The sequence below is a fragment of the Janthinobacterium darwini genome, from assembly GCF_051380905.1.
In the GTDB taxonomy this organism is placed as follows: Bacteria; Pseudomonadota; Gammaproteobacteria; order Burkholderiales; family Burkholderiaceae_D; genus Janthinobacterium.
In genome coordinates this window covers 712,049-728,372 of the sequence record NZ_JBNYXX010000001.1, presented here as the reverse complement: position 1 = coordinate 728,372, position 16,324 = coordinate 712,049, and the positions used below count along the sequence as shown (strand labels likewise).

The following is a 16,324-nucleotide window of genomic DNA, read 5'->3' as shown; positions in this document are numbered from 1 at the left end:
ATCCAACCTTTTTCTTGTACTTGTAAGGGCAAGGCAGGCGGCGCAAAACGCCGCATGGCCGAACCATCAGTGTTCCTGTCAGGCGGCGGCCTTCTCAGCCTTGGCCTTGTCTTCCGGTACCGTGCCGCCAATCGCCTCCAGTTTGACCTGGATCAATTGACGACCTGGATTATTCTTGTCCGTCGCGGCCAGCGCGGCCTGGTAGGCCGTGCGGGCATCGGCCAGCTTGTTTTGCGCCACGAGGATATCGCCCTTGCGGTCGGCCACGGCGCCGGCAAATTGCGCTACGCTGGCCGTCGCCAGCACTTTCAACGCTTCATCGTAGGCTTTCTCGTCCAGCAGGACACCCGCCAGGCGCAGCTTGGCCATGGCCTTGTACTCTTCCGTGCCATGCTCGGCTACCCATTGCAGCTGGGTCTTGGCCGTCTTCAGGTCATTCGCGTCAAACGCCACTTTGGCTGCGGCCAGCGCGCTCATCTGCGCATACGCCGTGCCGCTGAAACGCGATTGCATGTCGCCGGCCGCGCGCATCACCTTGGCGGTGTCCTTGGCGGCGATGGCGTTTTGCAGTTCGTCGTACAGCTGGCCCGCTTGCGCAGCTTGCGTGCGCTGGTAGTACTGCCAGCCAGCCCAGCCGCTATAGCCTGCCAGCGCCACGATCAGGACCCAGGAGGTCAGATTGCCATTGCGCTGCCACCAGGCCTTGAGGGTTGCCAGTTGTTCTTGTTCTTCGTGATCGTATGCCATGGGTCGTCAGTTTTAATGAGTAGTTGATCGAGGGTAGTACGGTCTTGCTTCAAATCAATGGTGGTGATGCACGTGACCGCCAGGACCGTGGTCGTGGCCGCAATCATGGTCACCGATGATCTGGTCCACCACGTAATCGACGACATCGTCGAACGGTACCGTGTTTTGCTGCGCGCCCGCATCGGCTTCGCGCATGGCTTTCACCGTAGCGACATTGTTGGCGATTTCATCATCGCCCATGATCACGGCAAACGCCGCACCGCTGGCATCGGCCTTTTTCATTTGCGTCTTGAAGCTGCCGCCGCCGTTGCTCGCTGCGCAATGTAGCACAACGTCGAGGCCCGCATCGCGAATCCGTTCGGCCAGCACGAAGGCTTGCAAGCCTGCCTGCTCGCCCTGATGCACCAGGTAGACGTCGCACTGGGCCGGCGCTTCCGGTTCGGCCGCATCCTTCATCAGCAGCACCAGACGTTCGACGCCCATGCCGAAACCGACGGCTGGCGTCGATTTGCCACCGAACATTTCCACCATGCCGTCATAGCGGCCACCGGCGCACACCGTGCCTTGCGCACCCAGCTTGTCGCTGACCCACTCGAACACCGTGCGGTTGTAGTAATCGAGGCCACGCACCAGGCGTGGATTGATGGTGAACGGGATATTGTTGTGATTCAAGATCTTCTGCACGCCGTGGAAGTGGGCCAGCGATTCCTCGCCCAGGTAGTCCAGCAGCTTCGGTGCACCATTCACCAAGTCCTGCATGGCAGGGTTCTTGGTATCGAGGATGCGCAGCGGATTGCTATGCAGCCGGCGCTTGGCTTCTTCGTCCAGCAGCTCGCTATGGCTTTCCAGATAGGTGATCAGGTCAGCGCGGTGGCGCAGGCGCTCGGCCGCGTCGCCGATCGAGTTCAGTTCCAGGCGGATGCCTTCCAGGCCCAGGTCATCCCACAGGCGGCGCGACAGCATGATGATCTCGGCGTCGATATCCGGGCCCGTGAAACCGATGGCTTCCACGCCAAACTGGTGGAACTGGCGGTAGCGGCCTTTTTGCGGGCGCTCGTGGCGGAACATCTGACCCTTGTACCACAGGCGTTTCGGACCTTCGTAGACGAGGTTGTGCTCGACCACGGCGCGCACCACGCCAGCCGTGCCTTCCGGACGCAGGGTCAGGTTGTCGCCGTTCATCGAATCGGTGAACGAGTACATTTCCTTTTCCACGATATCGGTCACGGCGCCGATGGCGCGCGCGAACAATTTCGTTTCTTCCACGATCGGCGTGCGGATTTGCTGGAAACCATAGCTTTGCAGCACGGATTGCGCCGTATTTTCAAACAATTCCCACAGCGGGGCGTCGGCAGGCAGCACGTCATTCATGCCTTTCACGCCGGTGATCTTATCTGCTTTTTTATTTTCGGACATAGTGTTCTCTTTAACTTGATTGTCGGATTACGCGCGTAGCGCTAATCCGACCTACGCTGCTGCGCCATAATGGCTTTTAACATAACTGAGGACGATGTCCTGGAATTCCTCGACGATGCGTTCGCCGCGCAAGGTAACGACTTTTTCGCCATCGACAAACACGGGCGCGGCCGGCGACTCGCCCGTACCGGGCAGGCTGATGCCGATATTCGCATGCTTCGATTCGCCGGGGCCGTTGACGATGCAGCCCATGACGGCCACGTTCATCGCTTCCACACCCGGATACGATTTTTTCCATTCCGGCATCTGCTCGCGCAGATACGTCTGGATGTTGTCGGCCAATTCCTGAAAGGTGGTCGACGTCGTGCGGCCGCAACCTGGGCAGGCGATCACCATGGGCGCGAACTTGCGCAAGCCCATGGTTTGCAAAATTTCCTGGCCGACGATGACTTCACGCGTGCGGTCGCCGCCAGGTTCTGGCGTGAGCGAGATGCGGATGGTGTCGCCGATGCCCTCTTGCAGCAGCACGGACAGGGCCGCCGTCGAAGCGACGATGCCCTTGCTGCCCATGCCCGCTTCCGTCAGGCCCAGGTGCAGCGGATAGTCGCAGCGCTGGGCCAGCTCGCGGTACACGGCGATCAAATCTTGCACACCAGAAACCTTGCACGACAGGATGATCTTGTCGCGCCCCAGGCCCAGCTCTTCGGCCCGCACGGCGTTCTCAATCGCCGACGTCACCAGCGCTTCATACATGACGGCTTGCGCCGGCCACGGTTCGGCGCGGCCTGCATTTTCATCCATGATGCGCGCCAGCAAGGCTTGATCCAGGCTGCCCCAGTTCACGCCGATGCGCACCGGCTTGTCGTACTTGCAAGCCGCTTCGATCATTTGCGCGAATTGCGTATCGCGCTTGGCGCCCTTGCCCACGTTGCCCGGATTAATACGGTACTTCGACAGCGCGCGCGCGCAATCGGGGTAGTCGTTGAGCAAGGTATGGCCGTTGTAATGGAAGTCACCCACCAGCGGCACGTCGATGTCCATCTTGTCGAGCTGCTCGCGGATATACGGTACGGCCGCAGCTGCTTCCGGACGGTCCACGGTCAGGCGCACCAGTTCCGAACCGGCACGCGCCAGTTCCTTGATCTGGATCGCCGTGCCGATGGCGTCAGCCGTATCGGTGTTCGTCATCGACTGCACCACCACGGGGGCGTCGCCGCCTACCCAGATCTGGCGCTGGCCGTGCACGATCAGCACCTTGCGGCTGTCGCGCCGGCCGGAAGGACCGGAGCCGATCGCTGTTTTCGAGGTAGCCATAATATTATCTTCTGAGTTTGCTTGAACGATTACTGCGCTTATTTGATGCTGACACGGGAAATCGTGCCACCCGCAACGGTCGGCAGGTCCAGCTTGGCACCGCGCAAAGTTGCCTGCACGACACCTGGCTTGCCCACCACCAGGGTGGCCGGGCCCGTGATATCAAACGTTTCCGTGCTGCCAGCCTTGACCATGCGCGAAATCAGCGGCGTGCTGCCAGGGCGGCGAATCTCGACCCACGAATCCTGCTCCACCTTCAACACCAGCGCATTCGCGCCCACGGCAGCGGGGGCCTCGGCCGGCGCAACGGCAGCCGTCGTCGCTGGCGGCGTCGCAGGCACAGCGGCAGGCACAGCGGCAGGCGCTGAAGCGACGCTGGTGGCAGGCGCGCCCGTCTGCGTATCGTTGCCTGGCGGCGGCGGCACGGAAATCAGCGGCACGGACGGCGTCTGCACGGGCGTCAAGTCCTGGCCCGGCTTGATCAGGGTTGTTTCCACGGGGCCCACGTCCGCATGTGCCACTTCTTTCTCGGCGTGCGAGGACAGCAGGCTGGCTGGCACATAGCCGAGCTTGTAGGCGCCAAAGGCTGCCGCCACGACGACAGCTACGGCGCCGGCGATCCAGAGGGGAGTCTGGTTCGACGAGCGCTGCGTCATCGACGGGAAGCGCGATTCGGAAAACGTGGCGGAAATTTCACGCCGCACGGGCGCGGCCGGGTCTTGCGCCGGCGCCGGATGGACTTCGATCATGGCCACCAGCGGCGCCGCGTCGAGGCGCACCACCTTGGCATAGGCGCGCACGAAACCGCGCACCACGGCCACGTTCGGCAAGGCCGCCATGTCGCCCTCTTCCAGCGCGATCACCTGGCGTGGCGCCAGCTTGAGCTGGTCGGCCACCTGTTCCACAGGCCAGCCCAGCGCTTCGCGCTGCGCCTTCAACTGTGCGCCTGCCAACGCAAGATTGCCCTGGGGCTGCTGCTGAGGCGTTTCTGCCCACTCTGAATTCATTGGTATCCCTGTCTCACTCATCAAACGCCCCATTTTGATAAGCAGCATATTCGGGGGAGCCGGAATGGTGGTTGCGCAAATGCGCCCCCAGGCCAGCTTCCGCACCCGCATCCCCGAGCTTATGCTGCACCTTGATCCCGAGCCACAGCACATCGGCCGTCTGGCTCTCCATTGTCGCTACTTTACCGAGCCGCTCAAGGTAATGAGCCGCTTGCCGGTAGTCTTGCTGTTGGTAATACACGCGCACCAAGCCGGCATAGGTCATTGCCGCAGCAGGTGCGATGCGCTCCGCCTTGAGCCAGTAGTCAGCGGCGCGCGGGTAATCTTTCATCATCAGGCTGCACGCCGCTGCATTCTGCAGCGCAAGTTCAGGCGTGCCATAGGCCACATCTTGCAGTGCGGCATCGAAATATGCCAACGACTGCGCCGCGCGCCCGGTCTGGCACAGAAACTGGCCATAATTATTGCTCAACTCGGGATTGTGGGGCGCGAGGCGCAATGCGTAAAGAAAATCTTTTTCAGCAGCCACAGGTTGGCGCAGGGCGGCAAAAATCAGGGCGCGCATGCCGCGCACCTGGGCGTTGTCCGGCACCAGCCGCACCGCCTGCTCTGCCTCGGCCAAAGCCACCACAAACTGGTCTTGCATATAATAGGCGCTGGCCAACTGCAAGCGCAAGGCGGCGCGCTGCTCGACAGATGCGGCTTGCTCCTTGTTTGCGGTGGAAGCACAGCCGGCCAGCAGCACGCCCAGGCTGACAACAGCCACGGCAAGTGCGCCAGGATAAGCCATGCTTCCCCGCATCAGGAGCGGATCTCCACGATCTTGCCGAAATTGGCGCCAAATTTCTGTTGATACTCGGTCATCTTTTCCATGCGTTCCTGCACCCGCGTGCGGTCCTTGACTTCGCCCGCCAGCTGACCGCAAGCCGCATCGATATCGTCGCCGCGCGTCTTGCGCACGGTGGTGATGATGCCACCATCCATCAGCACCTGGGCAAACGCCTTGATGCGCGGGTTTTTCGAGCGGAACAGGCCCGACTCGGGGAAGGGATTGAAGGGAATCAGGTTGAACTTGCAGTTCACGCCGAACTCGCGGTCTTGCACCAGCGCCAGCAGTTCGCGCGCGTGCTCGTCGCTGTCGTTGACGCCGTCGAGCATACAGTATTCAAACGTGATGAAATCGCGCGGGGCGAATTCCAGGTAACGTTTGCAGGCCGCCATCAATTCCTTCAGCGGGTATTTCTTGTTCAGTGGAATCAAACCGTCGCGCAAGGCGTCGTTCGAGGCGTGCAGCGAGACGGCCAGGGCCACCGGCACTTCCTGCGACAGCTTGTCCATCATCGGCACCACGCCCGAGGTCGACAGGGTCACGCGGCGGCGCGACAGGCCATAGGCATTGTCGTCGAGCATCAATTTCAGGGCCGTGACGGTCGGCTCAAAGTTCAGCAGGGGCTCGCCCATGCCCATCATCACCACGTTGGTGATCTGGCGCTCACCTTTCGGGCCCGGCTCGATGCCCTTGGTGCGGCGCAATTCGAATTCCGCCATCCACAGCTGGCCGATGATTTCACCAACGCTGAGGTTGCGGTTGAAGCCTTGCTTGCCCGTCGAGCAGAAACGGCAGTTCACGGCGCAGCCGGCCTGGGTCGAGATGCACAAGGTGCCGCGGTTTTCTTCCGGAATGAACACGGTTTCCACGGCATTGCCATTGCCCACGTCAACCAGCCACTTGCGCGTGCCATCCGTCGATGTGTGGTCGCTGATGATGGCCGGGGCGCGCACTTCGGCGCGCGTGGCCAGCTTGTCGCGCAGCGACTTGGCCAGGTCCGTCATGGCGTCGAAGTCGGAGGCGCCGAACTGATGTATCCAACGTTGCAATTGTTTCGCACGAAACGGTTTCTCTCCCAACTCGGCGCAGTAGGCGATGAGTTGCGCGGGATCGAGGTCCAGCAAGTTGGTGAGGGTCGTCGTATTCATGATCATGTCTATTCTAAAAATCCGTCCCCGCGCGCATCAGGAGCGAAAACTCCACAGCGCAGCGGGAACAGGGGGTGATAAGTTATTTCACAGATAACGCCAGGAAATAACGTTATCTAAAGCAATTAAGCCTTCAGTTCTGGGAAGAAGTAAGCGATTTCCACTTTAGCAGCTTCGACAGCGTCGGAACCGTGTACGGCGTTAGCGTCGATCGAATCGGCGAAATCGGCGCGGATCGTGCCTTTTTCTGCTTTCTTCGGATCGGTCGCGCCCATCAGGTCACGGTGGGCCAGAACGGCGTTTTCGCCTTCCAGGGCTTGGATCATGACTGGACCCGAAACCATGAAGTCGACCAGATCCTTGAAGAAGCCGCGCTCTTTGTGCGCTGCGTAGAAGCCTTCAGCTTGTTCGCGCGACAGTTGGGTCATGCGTGCTGCAACGATTTTCAGGCCAGCGTTTTCAAAACGGGTGTAGATTTGACCGATTACGTTTTTTGCAACTGCGTCTGGTTTGATGATCGACAGGGTGCGTTCGATTGCCATGTGTGAAAACTCCAATAAAAAGTAAGGTTTAAAACAGTAAATTGATAACTCAATCAACCTTTGATTTTACCATACTCCACCCCATATCACCCAGACAGGCAGGGGGCGTCTTGCCGCCCTACCCCTGTTTAATGAAATCTTAAGCTGCTTTTTTGGCAAATTCCGACCCTCATGCTATCCTTGGGTAAAGCACTAATTTGAATTGACAACACGGAGGCACTATGAATCAGAACATGCAACGCACCTTTGACCTGTCGGGGGGCATGCAGCAAGTCCGCCACCAGGTCTTGCGCAACACTTACTGGCTGCTGGCACTGTCCATGATACCGACCGTGCTGGGCGCCTTCATCGGCGTGCAAATGCACTTGCCGATGCTGAGCGGCGGCATGGGTTTCATCATCTTCATGGCAGTCGCATTCGGCTTCATGTATGCGATTGAAAAAACCAAGAACTCGGGCCTGGGCGTCGCCGTCCTGCTGGGCTTTACCTTCTTCATGGGCCTGATGCTCACGCCTATCCTGACGCGTACGCTCGGCTACTCGAACGGCGGCATGCTGATCATGACGGCATTCGGCGGTACGGCCACCATCCTGGCCGTGATGGCGACCATCGCCACGGTCTCGAAGCGCGACTTCTCGGCCATGGGAAAATGGCTGTTCGCCGGCGTGATCGTGCTGATCCTGGCGTCGGTGGCGAACATCTTCCTGGGCCTGTCGGCACTGTCGATCGTGATCTCCATGGTCGCCATCGCCATCTTCTCGGCTTACATCCTGTATGACGTGCAGCAAATCATCAATGGCGGCGAGACCAACTACATCTCGGCCACCCTGCGCATCTACCTGGACGTGTACAACATCTTCACCAGCCTGCTGTCCTTGCTGGGCTTCGCCGGCGGCAGCCGCGACTAAGCGCTGATGCAAAAACGCCGGGGCGGCGTTGCAGCGCCTGGCCCTGAACGTTTTATGCGCCTGGGCATGAAAATAAAAGCCGACCCTCGGGTCGGCTTTTTTACGCCTGCAGTCTCTACTTGATCTTCTCCGCCGCCGCCGACAGGCAGGCGCGGGCACGATCCAACGTCGGGTTGTCGCGCTGGGCCGCATACACGGCGTAGGCGGAATGCGAGAATTCGGGCGCGTCACGCACGCGGTGCAAGTGTCCTGCATCGAGGTGAGGTTGCGCGCTGCCAATGCGAAAGTAACTGGCGCCACCCACTTCCAGCAAGTACACGAGGGCCAGCGGCCCCAGCGAGATTGACACGGGCGGGCTGCTCAACTCAGGATACGCCGCCTGGTGGTTGGCCGCGAAGCTGGGCCCCCAGTCTACATACACATACGTATCAACATGCATCTGCCCGTCGGCGCGCGTGGTCACCATCACCAGCTTTTCCTCGGCCAGCAATTCGCTGGCCAGGCCCGGGCGCTGCGGCGGGTTGTACAGCACGGCCAGGTCGAGTGAGCCGTCGTGCACGGCGTCGAGCAAGCGCGCAGGACTGTCGACTTCCGCACGCAAGGCGATCTCGGGGCAATCGCGGCTCATGCGTATCAACCAGTCGCCCAACAGCGGCTGCCACAAGCTCAATTCGCAGCCGATGCTGACAGCGTCGTCGCGCCCCGGCGGCAAGGCCACCTGGTGGCGGGCCCTTTCCCACACCTGCACCATGGTGGCCGCATGGCGCATGAAGCGCTCGCCGGCCGAGGTCAGGCGGGCGCCCGCCTTATTGCGTACGAACAACTGGCGCCCCAGTTGCTGCTCCAGGGTACGGATGCGGGCGCTCACGGCGGTCTGCGTCACGTGCATGCGTTCGGCCGCCATGTTGAAGCTGCCGCAGGAAGCCACTTCCAGGAAGGTGCGCGCTTGATTGATATCCATCAAGCCATGATATCAGCTGCCGCACATATCAACTGACACGCTCGTAGCCGCCCAGCACGCCCTGCTTCGACAGCACCCATTGCCACAGTTGCAAGTCGCGCGCGCGGAAGGCGCCCGCACACGACAGCAGATAATATGACCACATGCGATGGAAGCGCTCGCCCAACTGGGCGGAAAACCGCGGCCACGCCTGCTCGAAATTCGCATGCCAGGCCATCAGGGTCTTGTCGTAGTCAGCGCCGAAGTTGTGCAAGTCCTCGGCCACAAATAAATCGTCCATGGCGTCGCCGAGCTGCCCGATCGACGGCAAGTCGCCATTCGGGGAAATGTATTTGTCGATCCACGGGTCGCACGCGGACTGGCGCTTGTTCTTGCCGATGGTATGCAGCAGGAACAGGCCATCGTCTTCCAGGCAGCGGTGCGCCACTTCCATGAAGGTGCGGTGGTTCTTGTGCCCCACATGCTCGAACATGCCGATGCTGACGATGCGGTCGAATTTTTCATTGACGTCGCGGTAGTCCTGCAGGCGGAAATCCAGGTGCTCGCCACCCGGCATGGCGCGCGCATACGCGGCCTGCTCTTTCGAAATCGTTACGCCCACGCACTGCACCGCGTATTTTTCCACTGCATAACGCATGAAACTGCCCCAGCCGCAGCCGATGTCGAGCACGCGCATGCCCGGCTCCAGCCTGAGCTTGCGGCAGATCAAATCGAGCTTGGCTTCCTGCGCCTCGGCCAGGTTGCTGGCGTCCTTCCAGTAGCCGCAGGTGTAGGTCATGCGCGGGTCGAGCATGGCCGCGTAGAAGGCGTTGCCCAGGTCGTAGTGTTCCTTGCCCACCATCCACGCGCGGCGCTCCGTCTGCAGGTTGAACAGGCGCGCAGTCAGCGCGTGGAAGGCCAGGCGCATGGGGCGCACGTCGTCGGCTATCCTGGCGCGCAGCAGATGGCAAAAGAATTCATCCAGCTGGCTCGCATCCCAGTCGCCGTCCATGTACGCTTCGCCCAGACCCAGGTTGCCGCTGGCGAAAGCCCGTTCGGGTACGCCAGGCTTGCGCAGCTGCATGTCCCATGCGGCGCGGCCATTCAAATGGATGCCGGCCCTGGCCAGCAATTCGGCCGCTTCGCGGGTCAGCCGCGTGTCGAGCCGGAGTCCGGCACTACCTGCCGGTGTTTGTCGCAACTGCCTGCCTGCTTGTGTCGTGTGCTGCGTGTTCATGCCCTGCCGCCTCCAGATGGTTGTCGGTGCTGGCGCGCGCCGGCAAGTCCACTCAGAGGCCCGGTGGCGCACCAGCAATAAAATTATCTACCCCTCATCCGCATCTGGATAATGAAACATCATGACCATTCATATCAAAAATTTTGCTGCAAAATGATTTTGAATAAATTATTTGTGAAAAACTACTGCGCATGAAGCGCTCTGTAGCATGAAAAAAGCCGCCTGTATGGCGGCTGTTCGCGGCAAGTTCGCGCCATTCGGCAGCACGATCAAAAGTCGTGATTCGACGGATACTTACTATAAAAATCGTTATCCCATTTGAAATTGGTGAAGGCCACGGTAAGGGAAATATCCAGCGCCTCGACAAAATGCCAGCAGCCGACGGGCAGAAACAGGATTTCGCCCGGTGCCAGCACGCATTCGCGCACCTGCACGTCGGCCATCAGCGGATAGCGCTGCAAGTCGATGTCACGCCCGTCAACAGGGGTAAAACAGTGGCGCTGGTTATATACGCGCGCCACCTCGCAGGCGGCCATGATGCGCAGCCGCTTGCGCCCTTTCACCTGCGCCATGAAGTTGTTCGTCAGGTCGTGGTGGAATGGCGTCACCGTGCCTGCCGGTCCAAACCACAAAAAGCCCGTGGGACCGCCATCCTGCTTCAGGTATTCGGGCAGCTGGCCGATATCGCCCCACAGCTCGCGCAAGGCTTGCCGGTTCTGCGAATTATTGTTCGCAGTCATGTAGAAATCGTTGGTCGTGCCGCTGCTCTCGACCAGGCTGGCGTACTCGCCAAAGGCCATCTTGCGCTTGTGCGCCACGCTGTTCATTTCATACTGGGCGTCCGCTTCGCGGCCGAACTGCACTTCCACCTCGCGCTGCCCGTAATGTTCGCGGAAATAGGCCGGACTCCACTTGGCCATGGCGGGCCAGTCGTCCAGCATGCCCGTGATGATCACGGGTTGGTTGGTGGAATAGAACTCCGTTAAAAACGCTTGCGCGGACAGCCTCTCGCGGCGGGGAATCTCGGTCGGGCGCAGCTGGTTCAACTTGCGCTGGATATCGATCACCCAGTCGCGCTTGGCCAGCCGGTTCGACAGGCGCACGGCGCCGGCAAGATACGGGCTGTGCAACGCAAGTTCGATTTCGCGGCGCGCCAGGGGCTCAGCGATGCCGGCCTGTTGCAGCACCGGCATCAGCGTCGACGGATGGCTGCCCAGCATGAGGTTTTCCGCGATCCAGCTGCGCCATTCGCGGCTCAGCTCCGCGTCTTGCTTCTGCTCCAGCTGCTTGACTCCGAATGTCGATACCGCCGCCATCGCCCGCCTCCTGTGTCTTTATATGAATAAACGGCCGGACAGCATGACTATCCGGCCGCGTCTTACGCTACATCAACATTACCGCACCTTCCACACCTCGGTTGCCAGCACGCCAGTCGCGTCGCCATCGAGTTCCCACGAGAACGCGCCGCGCAAGCCCTGGTCCTTGACGTATTTCACCTTGGTGCCGATGACGGTCGGGTCATCATAGCTCCACCACTGGCCGCCCGCGCCCGTGTACAAATACAGCTGCTTGGTTACGGGATGGTAGTAGCGCGTACCGGTCTTGGCGACGAGAATTTTATAGTCCTCGATGCCCGACTCGTACGTGCCCGGCGCCGTGCCCGTCGCCGCCTGGTACAGGCCATCGCCGTTCGGTCCCGGTGCCACGCCCGTCCAGCCGCGGCCATAGAACGGTATGCCCAGCAGCAGCTTGTCGCGCGGCACGCCGGCGGCAATCATGTACTGCACCGCCTTGTCTCCCACGTATTCGCGTGCCATGCCCGTCGAAGGATCGGCAGGGTCGGCAAACAGCTGGGCATTAAAGTTGGTGCTGCTTTCCCAGCCGCCATGGAAGTCGTAGGTCATCAGGTTGATCCAATCCATGTACTGCGAGTACAGGGCCGGTTCCGTGTTGTCGATCTTGTCCTTGCCGGCACCAACGGCCGCCGTCAACAGGTAGCGCTTGCCGTTGGCGGCACCGAGCGCATCGAGCTGGCTGCGGAATTCCGCCATCAGCAAGGTGAAGTTGCGCTTGTCGTTGGGACTGACCGTGTTGTACGGCTGGCCGCCGCCCACCGGGTATTCCCAGTCGATGTCGATGCCATCAAAGATGTTGGCAGCCGCACCCACGCCGCCGCGCCCGCCCTGCACCGGCAAATTGCCCTTGATGTAGATATCGATGCAGGAACGCACCATCTGCTTGCGCAGGGCATCCGTGGCCGAACCGACGGAGAAGTTCTTCGACCAGCTCCAGCCGCCCAGCGAGATGAACAGTTTGAGGTTCGGGTGCGCCGCCTTCAGTTTTTTCAGCTGCAGGAAGTTGCCCGACAGGGGAGCGTCCCATGGGATCGCCTGGCCATCGACGGTGCGCTTCGGCGTACGGATATAGTCGGCTTCGGCATCGCCACCGGTGCCCGCGTCCGGCGCATTCGGATTCGTCGCGCCCGGCTCCGCCTTGGTGATCATGCCGCACTCGTAGCCGCCATTTTTCGGATAGATGTTGCCGAAGGCATAGTTAATAAAGGTCAACTTGTCGGCCACGCCGCTGGAATGCACGTTCGCCACTTCATAGTCGCGGCCATACACGCCCCACTGCGCGAAATAGGAGCCCACTTCGCGGCCCGTTGGTGTCGGGGTTGGCGTTGGCGTTGGCGTTGGCGTTGGCGTTGGCGTCGGCGTCGGGGTAGGAGTAGGCGTCGGGGTTGGTGTCGGAGTAGGAGTAGGCGTTGGGGTAGGCGTGGTGCTGCAGACCTCCTGGCTGGTCCATGGCTTGCCCGTGCCGGCGGCGCCGCTGCTGGTCGACGGGTTATTGCCCTGCGTCCAGTAGTTGGCGCGGTAATTCGTGCCGGCATAGCTGACGGTGGCGCCCGCGCTGTAAGCCGTGCCCGCCACCCACGCCAGCGCGCAGGTGCCGCCGGTTGGGATCGGCGTTGGCGTCGGGGTGGGCGTCGGGTTCGGCGTTGGCACCGGTGTCGGGGTGGGTGTCGGAGTCGGCGTCGGCGTCGGCGTCGGCGTGGTACCGCCATCACAGGTGCCGCCCGCGCTCCACAGGCTAGGCGTGGAGACGGGATTCCAACCCGAGCCCACGTGATCGGTCTGCGTTACCAGGGCCGTGTAGTTGGCGCCCAGGTAAGTGACCACCGTACCGGCATTATAGGTGCCACCCTCTTGCCATGGCACGCAGGCGACTACCGTGCTGGCCGCCAGCAATTGCGAGCCGGCCGGCGTACTGGCGTCGCCGCCGCCACCGCAGGCCGCCAGCACGCCTCCACTGGCCAGACATACCATCATGTTCCTGATTGTTTTTTTAAGTATTAGATTTTCCACGCTGTCTCCTGTTCAGGTTTGCGGAGTGCCACTCTGCTTCGTCAATAACTACCCTTGATCTGTTTTTTGCAGTTGCAAGAACAGCATGCTGCTGAAAAAATAGGCGGTCAAGTGGTTTTAAAGTGGACTCAAAGTGGACAATACCACTCCGCGTAAAAAACGCGGCAGCCCAGGCGAACGGCATGTTGTCCTACTGGACAAACAAAAAACGACAGAGGGAGGATGAAAAAAGAAGCGTGATCTGGAAAATACAGACCAGTTTTATAATACGGCGTAAGTGGTATTGCGCCAGTTTGTTGCGCCGCCAAACGCGGCAACGGCGGGTGCCTGCCTGGCCACCCGCCGTATTTTCAATGCTTATTGCGCCAGATCAAACACTGCCATCGATTCCACGTGCGAAGTGTGCGGGAACATGTTGACCACGCCCGCCTTGCTCAGCACATAGCCAGCTTCCAGCGCCAGGATGCCGGCGTCGCGCGCCAGGGTCGAAGGACTGCAAGAGACGTAGACGATGCGTTTCGGCAGCATGTCGGGACGCACTTGCGACAGGCCAACCAAGGCCTGGCACAGGGCCATGGCGCCATCGCGCGGCGGGTCGATCAGGATGCGATCAAAACGGCCCAAGGCGATCAGGTCGTCGGTGGTGACTTCGAACAAGTTGCGCGTCGAGAACGAGGTCTTTTCCGCCAGGCCATTGGCCAGCGCGTTTTCCAGCGCCCGCTCCGTCAGGGTAGTGCTGCCTTCGATGCCCACCACTTCGCTGCCTTGCGTAGCCAGCGGCAAAGTAAAATTGCCCAGGCCACAGAACAGGTCGGCGACGCGGTCCGTCGGCTGCACTTCCAGCAAACGCAGGGCTTTCGACACCAGCACGCGGTTGATGTGGTGGTTCACCTGGGTAAAATCGACAGGCTTGAACGGCATCTTGACGCCGAATTCCGGCAGCAAATAGTGCAATTGCTTGTCCAGCGGATAGAACGGCACGGCCGTTTCCGGGCCTTTGACTTGCAGCCACCATTGCACGCCATACTCGTCGGCAAAGGCCTTCAATTTCGTTTCATCGTCCGCCGTCAATGGCGCCATGATGCGCAAGACCATGGCGGTGACGTCTTCGCCCACGGCCAGCTCGATCTGCGGCATCTGGTCGAAGATCGACAGCGAAGCAATCAGTCCACGCAGGGGCAGCAGCATGGCGGAGATGTGCGGCGGCAAGATTTCGCAGCTATCCATGTCGGCGACAAACGCCGATTTCTTTTCATGGAAGCCCACCAGCACGGCGTCTTTTTTCTTGACGTGGCGCACCGACAGGCGCGCGCGGTAGCGGTAGCCCCAGGTCGGGCCATACATGGGGCGCATGATGCTTTGCGGACGCACCTTGCCGATATGCCACAAGTTATCTTCCAGCACGCGCTGCTTGATCGCCACCTGGGCCGACGGCTCCAGATGCTGCATGGAGCAACCGCCGCAATTGTCGAAATGCTTGCACTTGGGCGTCACGCGCATGGACGATTCGCGGTGCAGCGCCGTCATGCGGGCCATTTCCCAGTTCTTCTTTTTCTTGAACGTCACAAAGCTGACGCGCTCGCCCGGCAATGCGCCTTCGACAAACACGACCTTGCCCGGCGAGCCGTCTTCGTTTTCAATATGGCCAACGCCACGGGCGTCCATGTCGAGCGATTTGATTTCGATGATATTTTCTTGCATAGCGATCAATAGGTAAGAGTGGGCCAGGACGCAGGGCCGCGCTGGAACTTGAAAGAATGGGGGAAAGGTCAGGCGCCGCGAGCGGGGCGTATGATAGCAGATGCAGCCCCGGAAATACCGGACCGGCTACCTTAGAGCAGGGAGTCGCGCACCACGCCGCGCGCAGCCATGGCCCGCTTGAGCTTGATCAAGGCTTCCTGCTGGATCTGGCGCACTCTTTCACGCGTCACGCCCATTTCCTCGGCCAGGGTTTCCAGGGTGGCGGGGTCATCGTTGTCGAGACCGAAACGGCGCATGATGACCACGCGCTGCTTGTCGGGCAGCTTGGTCAGCCAGTCGCGCACCAGCACCGTCATTTCATGGTGTTCCGCGCGCGCGTCGGGGCTGTCTTCGCTGGCGCCCGGCAGCATGTCCATCAGGGACGACTGCGGGTCGTTGTCAAGCGGCGCGTCGAGCGAGGTGGCGTGTTCGGACAGGGCCAGGATATCCTGCACCTCTTCCACGGGACGCCCCACCAGGTGGGCGATGTCTTCCGCAGTGGCATCCTTGCCGTCGTGGTGCTGGGCTTCCAGGTGGTATTTGCCGCGCAAAATTTGATTCAGTTCGCGCACCATGTGCACGGGCAGGCGCACCGTGCGCGCCTGGTTCATGATGGCGCGCTCGATGCTCTGGCGTATCCACCAGGTGGCGTAGGTGGAAAAGCGGAAACCGCGCTCGGGCTCAAACTTGTCGATGGCCCGCATCAGGCCGATGTTCCCCTCCTCGATCATGTCGAGCAAGACCACACCGCGGTTGATGTAATGCTTGGCGATCGACACGACCAGGCGCAGGTTGTGTTCGATCATGGTTTGCCGGGCTTCAAAATTGCCCTGCTTGGCCAGGGTGGCGTAATACACCTCTTGCGCCGCCGTCAGCAATGGCCGCGTGCCGATCTGGTTCAGGTAGTGCTGCGTGGTGTCGGTCGACAGCTCGGCCGCCAGCACTTTTTTCAACTCATCGACACTTTCGACCAGCACGCTGACGCTGGCAACCTCGCCGCCCTCGCCCGCGTCAACGGCATCAATGCCGTCAAGTTCGCCGACATCGTCCGTCACGACTTCGTCCGCTCCGTCTTCCGGCAGTTCCGGCTCATCGTCCAGCTGATCGTGCGGCGCGTGTGTCATTGCTTTA

At 60.8% G+C, this 16,324-nt stretch carries 14 protein-coding genes; 1 reads left to right on the top strand and 13 read right to left on the bottom strand.

What is annotated here, in order from left to right; genetic code table 11:
* Positions 1-78: 78 nt before the first annotated feature.
* From ACQ4WZ_RS03230 to ndk, 7 genes are all read right to left on the bottom strand, one after another.
* Positions 79-747, bottom strand: coding sequence for a tetratricopeptide repeat protein (locus ACQ4WZ_RS03230; protein ID WP_133990060.1), 669 nt, complete (start codon positions 745-747; stop codon positions 79-81).
* Between the two features lie 54 nt (positions 748-801).
* Positions 802-2,163, bottom strand: coding sequence for a histidine--tRNA ligase (hisS, locus tag ACQ4WZ_RS03225; RefSeq protein WP_101482168.1), 1,362 nt, complete (start codon positions 2,161-2,163; stop codon positions 802-804).
* A 51-nt stretch (positions 2,164-2,214) separates the two neighbouring features.
* On the bottom strand, positions 2,215-3,477 hold the full coding sequence (gene ispG, locus ACQ4WZ_RS03220) for a flavodoxin-dependent (E)-4-hydroxy-3-methylbut-2-enyl-diphosphate synthase (RefSeq protein WP_101482169.1): 1,263 nt from the start codon (positions 3,475-3,477) through the stop codon (positions 2,215-2,217).
* Positions 3,478-3,515: 38 nt separating this feature from the next.
* Positions 3,516-4,484: a helix-turn-helix domain-containing protein gene (locus ACQ4WZ_RS03215; protein WP_436572562.1), complete on the bottom strand. Its 969-nt coding sequence runs from the start codon at positions 4,482-4,484 to the stop codon at positions 3,516-3,518.
* 13 nt (positions 4,485-4,497) lie between these two features.
* Positions 4,498-5,274 carry a type IV pilus biogenesis/stability protein PilW gene (gene pilW, locus ACQ4WZ_RS03210; protein ID WP_243857986.1) on the bottom strand — a complete coding sequence of 259 codons (777 nt, stop codon included), beginning with the start codon at positions 5,272-5,274 and terminating at the stop codon, positions 4,498-4,500.
* Between the two features lie 11 nt (positions 5,275-5,285).
* A complete protein-coding gene (gene rlmN, locus ACQ4WZ_RS03205; RefSeq protein WP_034752035.1) occupies positions 5,286-6,461 on the bottom strand; it encodes a dual-specificity RNA methyltransferase RlmN in 1,176 nt (391 codons plus the stop codon).
* 125 nt (positions 6,462-6,586) lie between these two features.
* Entirely contained in the window at positions 6,587-7,003 is a 417-nt protein-coding gene (gene ndk / locus ACQ4WZ_RS03200) for a nucleoside-diphosphate kinase (protein ID WP_070223377.1), read from the bottom strand.
* Between the two features lie 221 nt (positions 7,004-7,224).
* On the opposite strand from ndk, the gene ACQ4WZ_RS03195 reads away from it, so the two are divergent.
* A complete protein-coding gene (locus ACQ4WZ_RS03195) occupies positions 7,225-7,911 on the top strand; it encodes a Bax inhibitor-1/YccA family protein (protein WP_101482172.1) in 687 nt (228 codons plus the stop codon).
* Positions 7,912-8,026: 115 nt separating this feature from the next.
* Here ACQ4WZ_RS03195 and ACQ4WZ_RS03190 read toward each other — a convergent pair whose 3' ends face one another.
* The 6 genes from ACQ4WZ_RS03190 to rpoS form a co-directional block, all read right to left on the bottom strand.
* On the bottom strand, positions 8,027-8,872 hold the full coding sequence (locus ACQ4WZ_RS03190) for a LysR family transcriptional regulator (protein WP_436572561.1): 846 nt from the start codon (positions 8,870-8,872) through the stop codon (positions 8,027-8,029).
* 28 nt (positions 8,873-8,900) lie between these two features.
* Positions 8,901-10,088, bottom strand: a complete 1,188-nt coding sequence (cfa, locus tag ACQ4WZ_RS03185) for a cyclopropane fatty acyl phospholipid synthase (protein ID WP_436572560.1) — start codon at positions 10,086-10,088, stop codon at positions 8,901-8,903.
* Between the two features lie 269 nt (positions 10,089-10,357).
* A complete protein-coding gene (locus ACQ4WZ_RS03180) occupies positions 10,358-11,404 on the bottom strand; it encodes a cupin-like domain-containing protein (protein ID WP_436572559.1) in 1,047 nt (348 codons plus the stop codon).
* Positions 11,405-11,482: 78 nt separating this feature from the next.
* A complete protein-coding gene (locus ACQ4WZ_RS03175) occupies positions 11,483-13,417 on the bottom strand; it encodes a glycosyl hydrolase family 18 protein (protein ID WP_436572558.1) in 1,935 nt (644 codons plus the stop codon).
* Between the two features lie 393 nt (positions 13,418-13,810).
* The gene (rlmD, locus tag ACQ4WZ_RS03170; RefSeq protein WP_436572557.1) at positions 13,811-15,154 is read right to left on the bottom strand and encodes a 23S rRNA (uracil(1939)-C(5))-methyltransferase RlmD; all 1,344 of its coding nucleotides are present in this window, start codon (positions 15,152-15,154) and stop codon (positions 13,811-13,813) included.
* 131 nt (positions 15,155-15,285) lie between these two features.
* Positions 15,286-16,317, bottom strand: coding sequence for an RNA polymerase sigma factor RpoS (rpoS, locus tag ACQ4WZ_RS03165; protein ID WP_101482177.1), 1,032 nt, complete (start codon positions 16,315-16,317; stop codon positions 15,286-15,288).
* Positions 16,318-16,324 lie beyond the last annotated feature (7 nt).